Source organism: Azonexus sp., assembly GCF_041909095.1.
Taxonomy (GTDB): domain Bacteria; phylum Pseudomonadota; class Gammaproteobacteria; order Burkholderiales; family Rhodocyclaceae; genus Azonexus.
This window is the reverse complement of record NZ_JAYREB010000007.1, coordinates 145,214-160,761: the sequence shown is the minus strand read 5'-3', so window position 1 is coordinate 160,761 and position 15,548 is coordinate 145,214. Positions and strand designations below refer to the sequence as shown.

15 protein-coding genes and 1 pseudogene are annotated in these 15,548 nt (G+C 65.1%); 8 read left to right on the top strand and 8 right to left on the bottom strand.

Annotated elements, in window-relative coordinates:
* Nucleotides 1-174: 174 nt before the first annotated feature.
* The 7 genes and pseudogenes from ACE3OV_RS13855 to ACE3OV_RS13825 all read left to right on the top strand — a co-directional run bounded on the left by ACE3OV_RS13855 (nucleotide 175) and on the right by ACE3OV_RS13825 (nucleotide 6,181).
* Nucleotides 175-1,638: a YdiU family protein gene (locus ACE3OV_RS13855; protein ID WP_374327891.1), complete on the top strand. Its 1,464-nt coding sequence runs from the start codon at nucleotides 175-177 to the stop codon at nucleotides 1,636-1,638.
* A gap of 109 nt (nucleotides 1,639-1,747) precedes the next feature.
* The gene (locus ACE3OV_RS13850) at nucleotides 1,748-2,371 is read left to right on the top strand and encodes a histidine phosphatase family protein (protein WP_374327890.1); all 624 of its coding nucleotides are present in this window, start codon (nucleotides 1,748-1,750) and stop codon (nucleotides 2,369-2,371) included.
* 7 nt (nucleotides 2,372-2,378) lie between these two features.
* The gene (locus tag ACE3OV_RS13845; protein WP_374327889.1) at nucleotides 2,379-4,142 is read left to right on the top strand and encodes an ATP-binding protein; all 1,764 of its coding nucleotides are present in this window, start codon (nucleotides 2,379-2,381) and stop codon (nucleotides 4,140-4,142) included.
* A gap of 18 nt (nucleotides 4,143-4,160) precedes the next feature.
* Nucleotides 4,161-4,820, top strand: a pseudogene (locus ACE3OV_RS13840) (response regulator); the annotation flags it as partial.
* 15 nt (nucleotides 4,821-4,835) lie between these two features.
* Nucleotides 4,836-5,318: an Hpt domain-containing protein gene (locus ACE3OV_RS13835; RefSeq protein WP_374327934.1), complete on the top strand. Its 483-nt coding sequence runs from the start codon at nucleotides 4,836-4,838 to the stop codon at nucleotides 5,316-5,318.
* 30 nt (nucleotides 5,319-5,348) lie between these two features.
* On the top strand, nucleotides 5,349-5,822 hold the full coding sequence (locus tag ACE3OV_RS13830) for a hypothetical protein (protein ID WP_374327887.1): 474 nt from the start codon (nucleotides 5,349-5,351) through the stop codon (nucleotides 5,820-5,822).
* 158 nt (nucleotides 5,823-5,980) lie between these two features.
* On the top strand, nucleotides 5,981-6,181 hold the full coding sequence (locus tag ACE3OV_RS13825; RefSeq protein WP_374327886.1) for a hypothetical protein: 201 nt from the start codon (nucleotides 5,981-5,983) through the stop codon (nucleotides 6,179-6,181).
* Between the two features lies 1 nt (nucleotide 6,182).
* On the opposite strand, the gene ACE3OV_RS13820 is transcribed toward ACE3OV_RS13825, so the two are convergent.
* The 5 genes from ACE3OV_RS13820 to ACE3OV_RS13800 all read right to left on the bottom strand — a co-directional run bounded on the left by ACE3OV_RS13820 (nucleotide 6,183) and on the right by ACE3OV_RS13800 (nucleotide 11,685).
* Nucleotides 6,183-7,499 (bottom strand): flavodoxin family protein, encoded by a 1,317-nt coding sequence (locus ACE3OV_RS13820; RefSeq protein ID WP_374327884.1) that lies wholly within the window; start codon nucleotides 7,497-7,499, stop codon nucleotides 6,183-6,185.
* 78 nt (nucleotides 7,500-7,577) lie between these two features.
* On the bottom strand, nucleotides 7,578-8,546 hold the full coding sequence (gene senB, locus ACE3OV_RS13815) for a selenoneine biosynthesis selenosugar synthase SenB (protein ID WP_374327882.1): 969 nt from the start codon (nucleotides 8,544-8,546) through the stop codon (nucleotides 7,578-7,580).
* A gap of 60 nt (nucleotides 8,547-8,606) precedes the next feature.
* Nucleotides 8,607-9,950, bottom strand: a complete 1,344-nt coding sequence (msrA, locus tag ACE3OV_RS13810; RefSeq protein ID WP_374327881.1) for a peptide-methionine (S)-S-oxide reductase MsrA — start codon at nucleotides 9,948-9,950, stop codon at nucleotides 8,607-8,609.
* A gap of 202 nt (nucleotides 9,951-10,152) precedes the next feature.
* Nucleotides 10,153-11,034 carry a pirin family protein gene (locus ACE3OV_RS13805; RefSeq protein ID WP_374327880.1) on the bottom strand — a complete coding sequence of 294 codons (882 nt, stop codon included), beginning with the start codon at nucleotides 11,032-11,034 and terminating at the stop codon, nucleotides 10,153-10,155.
* A 51-nt stretch (nucleotides 11,035-11,085) separates the two neighbouring features.
* Nucleotides 11,086-11,685 carry an FMN-dependent NADH-azoreductase gene (locus ACE3OV_RS13800; RefSeq protein ID WP_374327878.1) on the bottom strand — a complete coding sequence of 200 codons (600 nt, stop codon included), beginning with the start codon at nucleotides 11,683-11,685 and terminating at the stop codon, nucleotides 11,086-11,088.
* A 137-nt stretch (nucleotides 11,686-11,822) separates the two neighbouring features.
* On the opposite strand from ACE3OV_RS13800, the gene ACE3OV_RS13795 reads away from it, so the two are divergent.
* Nucleotides 11,823-12,725, top strand: coding sequence for a LysR family transcriptional regulator (locus tag ACE3OV_RS13795; protein WP_374327876.1), 903 nt, complete (start codon nucleotides 11,823-11,825; stop codon nucleotides 12,723-12,725).
* A 29-nt stretch (nucleotides 12,726-12,754) separates the two neighbouring features.
* On the opposite strand, the gene ACE3OV_RS13790 is transcribed toward ACE3OV_RS13795, so the two are convergent.
* Genes ACE3OV_RS13790 through ACE3OV_RS13780 form a run of 3 tightly spaced genes read right to left on the bottom strand, consistent with a single transcriptional unit; the run spans nucleotide 12,755 to nucleotide 15,377 of the window.
* Nucleotides 12,755-13,450 carry an RNA ligase family protein gene (locus tag ACE3OV_RS13790; protein WP_374327875.1) on the bottom strand — a complete coding sequence of 232 codons (696 nt, stop codon included), beginning with the start codon at nucleotides 13,448-13,450 and terminating at the stop codon, nucleotides 12,755-12,757.
* A 5-nt stretch (nucleotides 13,451-13,455) separates the two neighbouring features.
* On the bottom strand, nucleotides 13,456-13,983 hold the full coding sequence (locus ACE3OV_RS13785; RefSeq protein ID WP_374327873.1) for a hypothetical protein: 528 nt from the start codon (nucleotides 13,981-13,983) through the stop codon (nucleotides 13,456-13,458).
* Nucleotides 13,980-15,377: a DUF3696 domain-containing protein gene (locus tag ACE3OV_RS13780; RefSeq protein WP_374327872.1), complete on the bottom strand. Its 1,398-nt coding sequence runs from the start codon at nucleotides 15,375-15,377 to the stop codon at nucleotides 13,980-13,982. The genes ACE3OV_RS13785 and ACE3OV_RS13780 overlap by 4 nt, the downstream gene beginning before the upstream one ends.
* Between the last annotated feature and the right edge of the window lie 171 nt (nucleotides 15,378-15,548).

The following is a 15,548-nucleotide window of genomic DNA, read 5'->3' as shown; positions in this document are numbered from 1 at the left end:
TCAATCAACGCATACGGTGCGGATGCTAACACCGGGCTAATACCAAGGTCAAGGAAATATGCCGATCGCACCAGCCGGAAGCGCCGCAGGGCAAGCATTTTCGCGGCCTGAGGCAGGCACGGAACCAAGCCGCCAGACCCCGGTCGAACCGGCGCCGCTTTCCGGATGCCGTTCATGCCCGACCTGTTTACTTTTGACAACAGCTATGCCCGCGAACTTGCCGATTTTTGCGTGCGCTGGCCGCCGGCGGCCGCCTCGCAGCCGCTGCTGCGTTTCCTGAATAACGAACTGGCGCGCGAGCTGGGCGCCGATCCGGCGGCGCTGGCGAGCGAAGACGGCGTCGCCGCGCTGGTCGGCAACCGTGTTCCGCAAGGCGCCGAGCCGGTTGCCCAGGCTTACGCCGGCCACCAGTTCGGCGGCTTTTCGCCGCAACTGGGCGACGGCCGCGCGCTGCTGCTCGGCGAGGTCATTGACCGTCAGGGCCAGCGGCGCGACATCGCCTTCAAGGGTTCCGGGCGCACGCCGTTCTCGCGCAGCGGCGACGGCAAGTGCGCGCTCGGCCCGGCGCTGCGCGAGGCGCTGATCGGCGAGGCGATGCACGCGCTGGGCATTCCCACCACGCGCGCCCTCGCCGTCGTCGCTACCGGCGATCCGGTGCGCCGCGAACGGGCCTTGCCCGGCGCCGTGCTGACCCGCGTCGCCGCCAGCCACGTCCGGGTCGGCACCTTCGAGTTCCTGGCTCAGCATCTCGGCGAGCCGGCGGTCCGGCGCCTCGCCGATTACGTGATCGCCCGCCATGGCGGGCCGCGGGAAAGCCGCGGCGAGCCCTACCGCGACCTGCTGCAGGCGGTGGCCGAACGGCAGGCCGAACTGGTCGCGCGCTGGCTCGGCGTCGGCTTCATCCACGGCGTGATGAACACCGACAACATGACGATTTCCGGCGAGACGATCGATTACGGTCCCTGCGCCTTTCTCGAAGCCTACGACCCGGCCGCCGTCTTCAGTTCGATCGACCGCCAGGGCCGCTATGCCTACGGCCGCCAGGCGGCGATCGCCCAGTGGAACCTCGCCCGCTTCGCCGAAACCCTGCTGCCGCTGCTCGACGCCGTGCCGGAGCGCGCCGTTGCCATCGCCACGGAGATCATCGAGGCCTTCCCGGGCCGTCATGCCAGCGCCTGGCTGCGCGTCTTCCGGGCCAAGCTGGGGATCGACGAGCGCGGCGACACCGCCGATGACCGCTGCCTGATCGAGGATTTCCTCACCCTGCTGCAAACCGGCGCGGACGATTTCACCCTCGCCTTCCGCGCGCTGTACGAGCTGGCCGCCGGCGGCACGCCTGACCTGATCGCCGGCGAGGCGCTCTTCGCCGCCTGGCGCGCCCGCTGGCAGGCGCGCCAGCCGCAGCGCCCGCCGCAACTACTGGCGGCGATGCGCTGCGCCAATCCGCTCTACATCGCGCGCAACCATCAGGTCGAAGCCGCCCTCGACGCTGCCGTCGATGGCGGGGATTTCGCTCCCTTCGAGCGTCTGCTCGAAGTCGTCCGCCAGCCCTTCGACGCTCGCCCGGATGCCGCCGCCTACGCCACCCCGGCGCCCGCCGCCTTCACCGACAGCTACCGGACTTTCTGCGGCACCTGAAGAGCACGCCGGCAGCGCCAAGCACATTTGCATAAACTGCTCGCACATCAGGGTTTGCTGTGCTTAAATATACAAAACTTTACAAAAGAAACCCCGCGGAGGCCGTTCCATGAAAACCCTGGTTTGCCTGCTCTCCGGCATCCTGCTCTCGCTTTCCGTCTTTGCCGGTGATGCCCCGGCCTTCGTCGAAAAACCGATCACGAACGAGCTCTTCGAGCAGATCCGCAGCGGCGGTTTTGTCCTCTACATGCGTCACGGCAACACCGACAACAGCCGCGCCGACCGCTTTCCGGCAGTCGACCTCAGCGACTGTTCGACCCAGCGCCTGCTTTCCGACGCCGGCCGCCAGCTGATGCGCGACATCGGCCGCCACCTGCGCAGTGCGAAGTTGCCACTCAACCGCGTGCTGGTCAGTCCGATGTGCCGCACCCGGGAATCGGCCCAACTGGCGATCGGCGATCAGTTCGAGATCAGCGAGCCGCTGATGTATTCGGCCAACATGACCAGCGCGCAGAAGCAGCCGCGGATCGCCGCCTTGAAAAAGCTGCTCGCCGAACCAGTGAAGCCCGGCGGCAACACGTTGATCATCGCCCACGCGCCCAATCTCGATGACCTGATCGGCTTCTTCGTCAAGCCCGAAGGGACCATCGTCGTCTTCCGGCAGACCGGCGCCGCCGGCTACGAATACGCCGCCAGCATCCATCCGGCCGACTGGGCGGAGTTGCTCAAGTGAGCCAGCGATGAGAAGTTTTCTCCGCCAGAGCGGGCGGCGCACCCTGACCCTGATCATCCTGCTGCCGCTGTTGCTGGTCGGCGGCAGCGCGATGATCTTCAACCTGAGCACGGTGTACAGCCTGAAGCAGCAGCAGGCCGAGGACAGCGCTGAACAGCGCGAGCTGCTGGCCCTGCTCAACGAGGCCACCGCGCTCAGCGAAACGCTGGCCAGCGAGCAGTTGAAGGTCAGCGAAACCCTGGGCCTCGCCCGCGACCGCAAACTCGACGAAGCGGCGCTCTACCGCAGCCATGTCAGCCTGGTCGACCAGATGGCGGGGCTCGACCGCCGCGTCACCGGCCTCGCCGAACAGACGCGACGCCTGGTGATCCCGGAGCGCGAGGCGCAGGCCCTGATCGAGGACTTTCAGGGCTACCGCAATTACGTGGTGATGGCTTCCGACATCGCCGCCATCGATCCCGGCACCGCCAGCCGCCACATCGACCAGGCGCGCGCCCATTTCATCGCCTTTGCGGCGCACGCCCACCATCTCGCCCTCGTTCTCGGCAAACGCGTCGAGGCGCGCAACGAGGCGGCCGCCAGCGCCTTCGCCAGACACTTCGCCAGCGTTCGCCTGACCGTCATCGTCGGCATGCTCGCCATGCTGGCGCTGGCGCTGTTGATCGCCAACTACTTCAGCCGCCGCATGTCGCTGCTCGCCGAAGGCATGATGAGCCTCGCCGCGAGCCGCGAAAGCCCGGCAGCGCTGCCCGAAATCGAACGTCTGGCAAGCCGCAAGCACGGCGAAATCGCGCCACTGGCGGCGGCGGTCCTGGATTTCCGGCAAGCTCTGCTCGACCGCCACGAGGCCGAGAAACAGCTGCGGGACTACCAGCAGAACCTGGAAAGCCTGGTCGAACAGCGCACCGCCGAAGTCAACCAGGCCAGGCTCGCCGCCGAAACCGCCAACCGCGCGAAGAGCGCCTTCCTGGCCAACATGTCGCACGAGATCCGGACGCCGATGAACGCCATCCTCGGCCTCACCCACCTGATGCGGCGCGACGCGGTACTGCCGCGGCAGTTCGAACACCTCGACAAGATCGGCGACGCCGCCCAGCACCTCCTGGGCATCATCAACGACATCCTCGATTTCTCGAAGATCGAATCCGGCAAGCTCACCCTGGAAAGCGGCGATTTCGACCTCGATGGCTTGTTCCGCAGCATCCACGTGCTGATCGGCGACAAGGCGGCGGACAAGAACCTGGAAGTCGTCACCCGCATCGATCCGGCGCTGCCGATGATGCTCTGTGGCGACCGCATGCGGCTCGGCCAGATCCTGCTCAACTTCGCCAACAACGCGGTCAAGTTCACCGAGCGTGGCGTCGTCAGCCTGCGCGCGCGCAGGATCGATGGCCCGTCGCCGGAAGAAATCCGCATTCGCTTCGAAATCAGCGACACCGGCATCGGCATCACCCCGGAGCAGCAATCCCGCCTGTTCCAGCCCTTCGAGCAGGCCGACCTCTCCACCACCCGCAACTTCGGCGGCACCGGTCTCGGCCTCGCCATTTCCCGGCGCCTCGCCGAACTGATGGGCGGCCACGTCGGCGTCACCAGCACGCCGGGTCAGGGCAGCACCTTCTGGGCCGAAATCTCCCTTCGGGCGGCGCAAAACCCAACGCCGGAAGCGCAATGCCGGCAGCGTATCGACCGCCGCCTGCGCGTCCTCGTCGTCGACGACCTCGAAGAAGCACGCGACGCGCTGAGCGACATGCTGGCCATGCTGCAGGCGTAAAGCGCCAGCGTCGCTTCCGGCCAGCAGGCGATCCAGCAGGTGGCTGCTGCTGCCCAGCGCGGCCAACCCTTCGACCTGGTCCTGCTCGACTGGAAGATGCCCGGCCTCGACGGCATCGAGACGGCGCGCCAGATCCAGGCGCTGCACCTGCCGCAGGTGCCGGTGCTGATCCTGATCACCGCTTACGGCCGCGACCAGCCGGCCGACCAGCTACGCGAGGCCGGCATCCGTCTCACCCTGAGCAAGCCGGTCACGCCGTCGACACTGCACGACACGATCCTCGAATCGCTGAGCGGCGAACCTGCCGCCCAGCCCCTGCCGGTCAGCGCCCTCGACCTCAGCCGTTTCAAGGGCCGCCGCGTGTTGCTGGCGGAAGACAACCCGATCAACCAGGAAGTTGCCATCGAACTGCTGCGCGAAGTCGGCCTCGCCGTCGATCTCGCCGAGGATGGCATGGCCGCCGTCGAGCTGGCCAGAAAGAACACCTACGACCTGATCCTGATGGACATGCAGATGCCGCGTCTCGACGGCATCGCCGCCACCATCCAGATCCACCGCCTGCCGGGCGGCGGCGAAACGCCGATCCTGGCGATGACCGCCAACGCCTTCGCCGAAGACCGCCAGGCCTGCCTCAACGCCGGCATGGCCGACCACGTGGCGAAGCCGGTCGATCCCGAGCAGCTCTACAGCACCATGCTGCACTGGCTGCCGGCGCAACCGCTGGCCGCCCCGGCCGAACGCAGCGCCGCCGATCCCGAAGTCCAGGACCAGATCGCCCGCCTCAAGCAGATGCTCGCCGGTATCGAAGGACTCAACGTCGACGCCGGGCTGCGCGCGGTGCATGGCAAGCTCGCCACCTACCGCCGGGTCATCGAACTCTTCATTTCCACCCACGCCGACGACGCCAACCGCCTGCGGACACTGATCCACGCCGGCCAACTGCGCGAGGGCGAATATCTCGCCCACGCCCTCAAGGGCTCGGCCGCCAATCTCGGCGCCGGCGAAATCCGCTACCTCGCCGAACGTATCGAACAGGCCTTGCGGCGCAGCGAAATCCACGAAGCGGAAGTCGTCCTCAGCATGCTGGAAATCAAGCTGCCGATGCTGGTTGCGGCACTCGAGGGCAAACGCGAAAGCAATATAGAAGGAGACGCTAATACAGCAGGAGAGGTATGATGAACGTATTTTTCATCACACAAAACCACCATGAACCGCTACCTCACTCCCCTGCTTGCCGCCGCCCTGATCACCATCAGCCCTGGTCTCGTCGCCGATGACGATTTCGCAGCCAGCTTCGCCGCCAGGACCAAGGCCGACATCAATTTTGCCCAGCTGATGCAAATCATGCAGCAAGCCACGTCGATGATCCTCGACGGCATCCTGGCCGAAAACAAGGAGATGACGGTACTCGGCGCCCATCTCCTCGACGCTCACCCGGCACCGGCCCAGGGCCCCGGCGTCGCCATCGTCCCGGAACAGCGTGAAGCCTTCAAGAACGTGATGCCGGCTTACGACAAGGTTTTTCACAGCGCGAGCGAGCGCCTGTCGGTCGCCGCCAGCCAGGGACAGTGGCCGCAAGCCTACGCCGGCTACCGGGAAATCATGGACGGCTGCATGGCCTGTCATGAAACCTGGCGCCCGCACGCGCTTTCCCGCCAGCAGACTGCCGGCAAGCGCTAGTCGCTGGCGTCCCCGGTCACGCACCGCCAGGCGGCAAAAAACGCCGCTCATGCACCCGCCTTGTGCCGGCACCGAGCAGGCGCCGCGCTGCCGGCGGCGATCATCCCTGCTGGAACAGATGTTGCGTGAATCTGCACACTGTTTCCCGGGAGATGATCATGGACCCCCGACTGACTGAAGAAACCCTGTTCTGGATCCGGCTGGCCGCTTTTGCCCACCTTTCCGAACAAATCCTCTGCTCCGGCGCCAGTGTCGCCGACGCCGAGGAATTGCTGTTCGGCTGGTCACTACCCGGCGCCCTGCCCGCGACTTACGCCTGCCTGACCGGCGGTGTCGCTTATGCGACAAACCCGGGCTGATTCAGGTATTGCGGGTATGGGGTTGCTGATCAAGCGCGGCACGCGGCAGATCGTTGGCGCGCGCATCCCTGATCCAGCGGATTCCCGCCAGTCGGCGGAACAGACCGGCCGGCACCAGCGGCCGGGCGATCAGGGCAATCGCCGCTTCAGGCACCGGCAGCCCGCTGCCGAGCGCAGCGCCGGCCTGTTGCAAGGCGCTGATCGGCCGGCGCAGCAGTAGCGGGTGATCGTCGATCGGCCGCCCCTGGATGATTTCGCCGCCGCCGAGCGCCAGGCCACCGCCCCAGGCCACTCCGTGCTGTTCGGCAAAATGCCGTAACTGGCGCAGCGCGCTGCGGTTATGGACGGCTTCCGGATAGCCGCAGTTGAGGATGCCGACCAGGCGGCCTGGCCCGCCCCCCTGCGCGCCGAGTTGCCTGCCGAGGCGTTCCAGGGCGCGGATCGTCAGGTAGGGCAAACCATCAACGTAGAGCGGTGCCGAGACGACCAGCAGATCGGCCGCCAGCATCGTCGCCAGCGCCCGCTCGGCGGCCGCACCGGGCTTGATGAAGGCGGCGGCATGCAGCAGGGTGCACCGCGTCCCCTGCGCTTCCAGCGCCGCCGCCAGCCCGCGCGCCAGCGCTTCCGAGGTACTGCCGCCCTTGGGCCGGGCGCTGCCGATGAAGATCGCCGCCGTTGCCGGCGCACTCAGCACCGGCCCGGGATCGGGCCGGCAGACTGCGGCCAGCGCATCGCTGGCGGGGGTGGGAAAGGCGTCGCCGGTATCGTTGGCCAGCGCGCTGTCCAGCGCGGCGGCGAGTTGCGCCGGCAAGTCGTCGGCCTGCGGCGAGACGATGCGGCAGACATAGCGCGAAGCCAGCAGGTTGATCGCGTTGCCGCCGGCGTATTCGCGAAAGGTCGTCGCCGTCGCGTCGTCGCTGCGCTCGCTGAGGCCGAGAAAGAGCATCGGCGGGTAATCCTGGTAGCGCGGGCGATGCCGGGTCAGGCCGTCGCGCTTGGTGAAGAAGGGATGAACCAGGCCGATCAGGCGGTCGACCGCCTTTTTCAGATCGGCGCTGTAGCCACCGAAGACGACCGGCGACAGGAAGACGACCAGAGCGGCATCGCGCATGGCGCTCACGATGTCCTGCGCCGCGTCGCGGGTCCGGCAGATGCCGGGAGTGCGCGTCCAGCAATCGAAATCGCCGGTGCATGGCGCCAGGTTGATGCCGGCCAGGGCAAAGTGCCGGAACGCAAGGCCGCGCCCGGCGGCCAGTTTCAGCAGTTGCTGACTGACCGGGTGGTTGGCGGCACAACCGTCAAGAATGACGATATCCATGGGCGGCGGCGAAAGAACATAACGCGAGCATTCTTTCATCGGCGACCGCCGATGTATACCCCGGGCATACCCCAGGCATCAGGCGACGAGCTGGCGTACCAGTTCGTGCAAGGCCACCTGCTCGCGCGCCGGCTGAAAAAGTTCGGCGCGCGCCGCCACCGCAGCCTGCAGCCGGGACAGCAGGCCGTCGGCGGCCCCCTGGCTGCGGCGCAGTTCGCGCAGGCGCTCGGCCAGCGCGGCACTGTCGCCGCAGGGGAAGTAGCCCGGATAGTCGGCGCCGAGCAGGCCGATGTTGCCGTCCACCGCCGAGGCCAGCACCGGCGTGCCGCAGGTGATGGCTTCGATGACGACGTTGGCGCCGCCTTCCATCCGGCTCGGATGAACCAGCAGATGCGCGCGCTGGATCGCCCGCCGCGCCGCCGCGTGCGGCTGCGCGCCGAGCCAGCGGTAGGCAGGGCAGTCGGCCATGGTCGCCGCGGCGGCGGCGCCGAGCGCCGGATCGAGGACGCCACCAAGGTGACGGATGCGGATGTCACGCTCGCCGGCCAGCTGGCGAGCGGCAGCAAACAGCGTCTCCGGCGCTTTTTCCGGACGCAGGTGGCCGACCGCCACGACGTTGAGATGCTGCCCGGTCTTGGCCGGCGTGCGCCGGGCCGGCGCCGATTGCAGGATGACCCGCGCCCGCCCGCGCACTTCGGCCGGCAGGCTGGCAATCCCGCATTCGTGCAGGACGACCAGCGCCTGCGCGGCGTGTAGCGAGGCGACGGCGGAAGCATCGACGGCAATGTCGCGGTGCAGGTCGGTGCCGGTGAGCACGACGACCAGGCCGCGGCTGCCGTGCCGGGCATGCCAGGCGGCGATGGCCGGCGCCGAACGGCGGGCGTGCAGGGCGATCATCAGCTGGTCGTCGGCCGCCCCGGCGTCCGGCCATTCGCGGACGATGCGCAGGCGCCCCACCCCGGCCAGCAGGCGCTGCCAGCGGCGGGCGGTGCGCCAGTTGCCGTTGTTGGCGTCGCCGAGGTAGGGACTGACGATGACGATGTTCATGGGCAGAAGCGGAGAGGAAAGCCGCTCATTGTAGCGGCTTGCGCCCCCCGCCAGTGCCCGCTAGCGCGCTTTGTCCGGGACGAACTTCAGCACGTTGCCATTGATGCAGTAGCGCTTGCCGGTCGGCGGCGGGCCGTCGTCGAAGACATGGCCGAGGTGGATGCCGGAACTGGCGCTGCGTACCTCGACCCGGCGCATGCCGTGGCTGACATCGACATGCTCGCTGATCGCGCCGGGCAGCGGGTTGAAGAAGCTGGGCCAGCCGGTGCCGCTGTCGAACTTGGTATCGCTGCGGAACAGCGCGGCGCCGGTGATAGGATCGACGAAGGTGCCGGGCCGCTTCTCGTCGAGGTGCGAACCGGTGCCCGGATACTCGGTGCCCTGCTCGAAGGCGATCTTCTGTTGCGCCGGCGTCAGCAGGTGGAAACCCAGCCACTTCCAGAAGCGCTCCTGGTCGCCGTTGTAGCCGGTATAGCGCGAGACTTCCTTGCCCTTCTCGAAGAGGACGATCGTCGGCGTTGCAAACAGCGCCTTCTCCAGCGTCCAGCCGACCGGCGGCTGCGGATTGAGGGTGCGGGCGATGGCGACCGGCGATTGCCAGCGGTCGAAGACTTCCGCCTTGAACTTGCGGCAGTAGGCGCAATCCTCGGCCTCGAAGACGATCAGTTGGCGCTCAAAATCCAGCTTGGCGGCGTCCAGCCGGGGTGCCTGGGCGGCTGCCGCCGGCATCGGCGTCGTCGCGGCGGCGCCGGCCTGCGGATACTTGACGCCGGTGCCGCCCAGCCCGCAGTAGCCGTTCGGGTTCTTGACCAGGTAGTCCTGGTGGTATTCCTCGGCGCTGTAATACTTCTGCAGCGGCGCAATGTCGGTGGTGATCGCCCCGCGCCCGGCCGCCTGCAAGGCCTTTTGATAGACATCGCGCGTCTTCAGCGCCAGCGCCATTTGTGCCTCGTTTTGCGTGTAGACCGCGCTACGGTAGTTGCTGCCGACATCGTTACCCTGGCGGTCGCCCTGCGTCGGATCGTGGCTTTCCCAGAACTGGATCAGCACCTTTTCAAGATCGGTCTTGGCCGGGTCGAAGGTCACCTTGACCACTTCGGCGTGGTTGCGCTTGTCCGAGCGCCCCCACTGACGCAGCTTTTCCTGCGCCAGCACGGCATCGTAAGTGCCGTCGATCTCGCCGTTGGCGTAGCCGCTCTCGACATCGACGACGCCGGGCAGCGCCGCCATGCGCTTCTCGGCGCCCCAGAAACAGCCCATGCCGAGGACAATGCTTTCGGTCACCGCCGGCATTTTCGGCTTCACCGCCTGGGCGGCAGAGGTGGCATCGCCGCAGGCGCCGACCAGCAGCGCGGCGGCCAGCGCAAAAGTGATGCCGTTGAAGACAAGTGTTTGCGAAATCATGACGAAACCTTCCGAACTGCGGCAACCAATGGCGGCGGGATTGCCTTCCGCCTCTCCGTGGACCAGGCCACGGGGGAGTAGTTTCCATTGGTCGTGCCAGGCGGCGGATTCTTACACGGCGCAGGCGGTGAATGAAGCCGAAACTCCGGCAAAAAGCGATTGCTGCGGGCCGACAGCGGCGCCACTCGGCCCGCAGGAGCGCTCACAAGGATTGCACCACCGCCGCCTCGAACTTGCCGTCGCGGTAGTCGCGCAAGGTTTGCTCGATCTCGGCGCCGGTGTTCATCACGAAGGGGCCGTACTGGGCGATGGGTTCGCCCAGCGGCTGGCCGGCGATGATCAGGGCGCGGGCGTCTTCGCTCGCCGCCAATGTGACGCCTTCGCCACCATCGTTGGCGAGGATGGCCATGTGGCGATCATCCACCGCCGTACCGCCGACCTCGACGCTGCCGCGATAGACATAGACGAAGGCGTTGTGCCCGGCCGGAATCGCCTGTTCAAAACGCCCGCCGGCCGGCAGATGCACGTCCAGGTAGAACGGCTGCGTCGTCTCGCGCTGCACGGCGCCGGCCACGCCCTGGCTGCTGCCGGCGATGATGCGCACGCGCACGCCGGCCGCCGTGGTCGCCTCGGGAATCTGCTCCGGCGGGATGTCGCGGTAGCTGGGGGCGATCATCTTGTCGCGCGCCGGCAGGTTGAGCCAGAGCTGGAAGCCTTCCATCAGCCCTTCTTCCTGTTCCGGCAGTTCGGAATGGATCAGGCCGCTGCCCGCCGTCATCCACTGCGCGCCGCCCGGCCCGAGCAGGCCGGCGTTGCCGGCGGTGTCGTGGTGGCGCATGCGGCCGGCCAGCATGTAGGTGACGGCCTCGAAGCCACGGTGCGGGTGATCGGGAAAGCCGCCGATGTAGTCCTCCGGATTCTCGTTGCGGAAGGCGTCGAGCATCAGGAAGGGGTCGAGCCGGCGTTGCAGGTTTTGCGTCAGCACGCGGGTCAGGCGCACCCCGGCGCCGTCCGAGGTCGGCTTGCCCTGGACCAGGCGCTCGACGTGGCGGCTTTGCAGGGCGGTGGATTGGGTTGCGGTCATGGCATCAGTCTCCAGTGGGGTTGAGGTGACAAGCTTGGGCCTGATAAACAATCAGACCACAACTACGTCGATCCGTGCCTCGGCTTCGGCAAACGCCTTGCTGGCCGAATCAGCGCCCAGCGCCAGGCCTTCGGCGTAGATGAACTCGACGTCGGTCATGCCGAGGAAAGCGAGCACGCTCTTCAGGTAAGGCACCTGCGAATCGGCCGGGGTATCGCGGTAGAGGCCGCCACGGGCCAGCGCGACATAGACCTTCTTGCCCTTGAGCAACCCTTCCGGCCCGTTGGCGGTGTAGCGGAAGGTGACGCCGGCGCGGGCGATGGCGTCGATCCAGGTTTTCAGTTGCACGGGCACGCCGAAGTTGTACATCGGCACGCCGAGCACGATCACATCGACCGCCTGCACCTGGGCGATCAGCGCATCGTCGAGCGCGACGCGGGCGGCCTGTTCCGCCGTGCGCTGCTCGGCCGGGGTAAACAAGGCGCCGAGGGCCGGCTCGTCGAGCACCGGGTGCGGCTGCGCGGCAAGGTCGCGCAGTTCCACTGTGGCGCCCGGGTTGCGAGCGAGCAGGCGGGCGGTGATGCTGTCGGCAAGACGGGTGGAATTGGCACCGGTGGAACGGGCGCTGGCGTTGATTTGCAGGATATTCATGTTGGTTTCTCCAGTGAGGTGGGGGGTGGCGGCTTCAAACCTGCCTTCACCATGGAGCCCATTCTATTGACGCAAATCCAGCACCGGAAGCCGTTGAAATGGGTATCATCGTTCCACCAATGGAACAATAAGCCACCATGGAACTCGACGCCAACGACCTCATCCTCTTCGCCCACGTGGTAGACAGCGGCAGTTTCGCCCGCGCCGCCGAGCGCGTCGGCCTGCCCAAATCGACGCTGTCGCGGCGCATCGGCGCGCTCGAAAGCCGCCTCGGCGAACGCCTGCTGACGCGCAGTACGCGCCGCCTCGCCATCACCGAATTCGGCGAGCGCATCCTTGAACACGCCCACCGTCTACAGGAAGAAACCGAAGCCGCCGCCGCCATCGCCCAGTTCCGCCAGGGAACGCCGCGCGGCGTGCTGCGCGTTTCCATGCCGCCCGACTTCCGCGAACTCGACCTGACGCCGATACTGCTCGACTACGCCACGCGCTACCCGGAAGTCCGCCTGGAACTCGACCTTTCGCCGCGCCGCGTCGACCTGCTTGCCGAGCGCTTCGACCTCGCCATCCGTGCCGCCGCCCGCCTGCCCGACGACACCACGCTGGTCGCCCGCAAGCTCTGCGACATGGTCAACGGCCTCTACGCCAGCCCGGCCTACCTGCAACGCTACGGCGAACCGGCCAGCCCGCCGGAACTGCTCGACCACGTCGCCCTGCAACTCATCGGCGGCAACGGCGAAGCCGTGCCCTGGCGCCTCGCGCGCGGCAACGAGCACTGGGAAGGCATCCCCAGCGGCCCGCTCGCCGCCAACTCCCCCGGCCTGCAACGCGAAATGGCCGCGCACGGCCTCGGCATCGTCGCCCTCGACGACCGCTTCGCCGCCCCCTGGGTAGAACGCGGCCTGCTCCAGCGCATTCTCCCGGACTGGTCCCTGCCCTCGGTCACCCTCTGGTGCGTCACCCCCGGCCGCCGCCTGATCCCGAGCCGGACGACGGCGTTCATTGAATTGCTGAGGGCGGCGCTGATTGGGGAGCGGTGAAAGATGTACCAGCGGTAGTGGGTTCATCGTTAGGAAATGTTTGAAAAATCAACCCGATTCCACTCAATTGCACGTTTTCGCCAATGTGTTTCAATGGTCTGCGTGAATTCCGCCCGAACAAGCTTGGCTCTGCACTCACACCATTGCGCAGACTCCTGACGAATGACCAGACCCTCTAGTGGCCCTTGGCGATATAGACTGGATAGTGTGGTCACCAGCCCTTTCAGCGAGGCAACGGAGTGCCGCCCGCGCGCGACCTCGGGCACGCAGGTCAAGCCAGCCGATGCAGCTAACGCATTCCGGCGTGCGCTACTCCAAAAGCGGCCTGCAGAGCGATCATAAACATCAAACAACAAAAACCAATCTGGCAATGCAGCGTAGTCCAGTGAGTGTCGTGCGGCACACCACTCACCAAATACGATGAGGTCAGGAATCAGAACTCTGCTAAGCGCAGCGCCATGCTGAGCCAGCCACGCCGGCAAACGAGCAAATTGCCCGGCGTGAGGTTCAAGCAAATATTGCCCACGATTCTGTGCGCGCAGGCTGCAATCCGATGCCAGTGAAAACCCCAGATTGGCACCATCAAGCTTCTCCTCCACCACCACATTACCTGCCAGCAAAGCCTGCACCTCTGCAGACGACAACACCTTGTCGTCGCGTGGAGTGTTCTGACCCAGCCAGACCAAATGAGGCGTGTGAGGAAAACGGAAAAAGCTTGAATTCATGGCACTTAGGCCGGCATCTGGGGAGCAGGTTTCTCCGGAAATTTCTTAGCGTAGACGACGCGGACATAATCTGGACACAAGAAATCGACCTCAACACCTTTAGCTCGCAAAGCGGGCCACCAGTCCAACCATTTGCTGTCCGCCGCCTGCCAGATTACTGGCTTCTCCGGGTGAGCATGGGCCACGGCAGCGAATTTCCGGTCCGGGGGGTCGAACAGCAGTTCCAGCTCCGGATCGGGAAACTCGGCAAAGTGGTTATCTGCAGTCTCGCTCAGCGAGACCTGCTCCACCCTGGATGTCCCAGTGTGCTGCAGCATCCACTTCAGAAACTTGTCGCCCACACCTATTGGGGACTTCAGGCTGGTTTTGTGGCGGTACTCACCAATGATGCGGTGGTCATCATCGATGACGACAACCCCTGACCTTTGAAGCGCTTGTAGCCGCGTCACGCACGTAATCACGCAATCCTCCGTGACATCGGCATGCTGTCCGTTGGCGACCAGAAGCACGTTGGTATCAATCACAGCTTTCACTGCGCACCACCTTGCTCTTTGATCTCCTTCTTGCGTTGCATGGCCGCTATAGTGCGCCCCGCGATATCGGCCATCTCATCGCCAAAGAAGTGCTCAGGCCAGTTCTCGATCTCGCCAAACATATTCAACTTTAGTGGCTCCAATTCGGTAGCAGAGCCGGCGCGGCGGCAGAAGTACACTGCCACATCTTCGGGTTTGACCACCCCCTCGGCCACACGGCGCTGTAGCCGGTTCAGAAAGTGCTCGGAGTGACTTTCCACAATAAGCTGTACGTCACGCGGCTTGCCACCCTCACGAGCTTGCGTGGCTGAAATGAAGACGTCAGCGAGTACTGCCTGAACCTGCGGATGCAGGTGGATCTCAGGCTGCTCCATCCACACGGTGGAATGGGGCGGACAGTAAAAAGCTTGTACCAGTGCGGGCAAGACCTGGGAAATACCAAAACCTACGTCGGTAATCTTTACCTCTGGCGCCTTGGCGTGAGTTTTCAAAAGTACCTCATACTCCTTGCGCCCCTCGGCTACCGGACGAACAGAAAAATCGTGGATGACACCTAAATCTTTCAACCATGCAGCAATAAACTCGGCAAAGCCTTTAGTGTGGTGCCCAACCTGACGATTCAGCCGGCGCCCCTCACCCTGCGCTGCCAAAATGGCTGCCACGGCGTATTCACCCATTTGCCCGACACTGGCTGGTGTATCCCCCGACCATTGATAAGTGCGTCGGGGATGGCTGCGTAGCGGCCCTAAGTAGGAGATACGCTCCAGCATTCCCTCAGTTGCAAGCGCAAAATCAGCCAAAAAACCAGCGTTCTTGTAGCGGGCCATGCTGGTATCGGACAGCCGGTAGAATTTTTCAGGCTCTTCCAGCGGCCATTTGCGACCATCAGCCATTTTGAAGTCATAGAGGGTGGACGTCAGGTTGAGCTTTTGTTTTTCGTCGCGTTCAAGCACGACATCGAGCACCTCTTTTTCCGCTGACGACAGTCCGTAGCGCAGCGCTTTGACCTCTGGTTGCTTTGCCTTGTTGGCAACCAAGGACACATCAAGTTGCATACGCTCGCCTTGGTAGCGGGCATTAGCTTGCAAAGGATCTCGCACGTCTAGAACCTTGGGCAATGTCCAGCCCAGCTCGAAGGAAAGAGACTGTTTTAAATCGTGACCATGAAGGCAATCGGCAAATGTACCGAGATCAATCAATGAAGAATCATCACCAAGATGCAGCGCGCGCTTCCGGTCTGTCGAGCGCGCAGTTTGCTGCAAGGCCAGCAAGAGGTGGCCCAGACTGCTTTTACCCGCGCTGTTAGCCCCGAAGAGCACAGTGAGCGGAGCCAATCGAACTGGCCCCGTGTCTTTCCAAGCCTTGAAATTCCTAATATGCAGGTGAGTTAGCATCAGTACCAACCTCGATCATTCGTTTGTCCCACTCAGCAGATTTGGCGCTGAGTAGAGGGGTAGTTATTTAAAACGAGCGACGCAATATTGTGACGTTGCATAGTTTATCGCCCTTAGTGCCGCTAAGGGCTCAGCAAAGACTAGTGACATAGTCGGGTTGCGATTATTGCG

Excerpts from the sequence above, each read along its gene's own strand:
- ACE3OV_RS13800 (WP_374327878.1), bottom strand. The coding sequence starts at position 11,685 with ATGAATATCCTGCAAATCAACGCCAGCGCCCGTTCCACCGGTGCCAAT.
- ACE3OV_RS13855 (WP_374327891.1), top strand. The coding sequence starts at position 175 with ATGCCCGACCTGTTTACTTTTGACAACAGCTATGCCCGCGAACTTGCC.
- ACE3OV_RS13850 (WP_374327890.1), top strand. The coding sequence starts at position 1,748 with ATGAAAACCCTGGTTTGCCTGCTCTCCGGCATCCTGCTCTCGCTTTCC.
- ACE3OV_RS13835 (WP_374327934.1), top strand. The coding sequence starts at position 4,836 with ATGCTGCACTGGCTGCCGGCGCAACCGCTGGCCGCCCCGGCCGAACGC.
- senB (WP_374327882.1), bottom strand. The coding sequence starts at position 8,546 with ATGAACATCGTCATCGTCAGTCCCTACCTCGGCGACGCCAACAACGGC.
- ACE3OV_RS13820 (WP_374327884.1), bottom strand. The coding sequence starts at position 7,499 with ATGGATATCGTCATTCTTGACGGTTGTGCCGCCAACCACCCGGTCAGT.
- ACE3OV_RS13805 (WP_374327880.1), bottom strand. The coding sequence starts at position 11,034 with ATGACCGCAACCCAATCCACCGCCCTGCAAAGCCGCCACGTCGAGCGC.
- ACE3OV_RS13790 (WP_374327875.1), bottom strand. The coding sequence starts at position 13,450 with ATGAATTCAAGCTTTTTCCGTTTTCCTCACACGCCTCATTTGGTCTGG.
- ACE3OV_RS13825 (WP_374327886.1), top strand. The coding sequence starts at position 5,981 with ATGGACCCCCGACTGACTGAAGAAACCCTGTTCTGGATCCGGCTGGCC.
- ACE3OV_RS13830 (WP_374327887.1), top strand. The coding sequence starts at position 5,349 with ATGAACCGCTACCTCACTCCCCTGCTTGCCGCCGCCCTGATCACCATC.
- ACE3OV_RS13795 (WP_374327876.1), top strand. The coding sequence starts at position 11,823 with ATGGAACTCGACGCCAACGACCTCATCCTCTTCGCCCACGTGGTAGAC.
- ACE3OV_RS13845 (WP_374327889.1), top strand. The coding sequence starts at position 2,379 with ATGAGAAGTTTTCTCCGCCAGAGCGGGCGGCGCACCCTGACCCTGATC.
- ACE3OV_RS13780 (WP_374327872.1), bottom strand. The coding sequence starts at position 15,377 with ATGCTAACTCACCTGCATATTAGGAATTTCAAGGCTTGGAAAGACACG.
- msrA (WP_374327881.1), bottom strand. The coding sequence starts at position 9,950 with ATGATTTCGCAAACACTTGTCTTCAACGGCATCACTTTTGCGCTGGCC.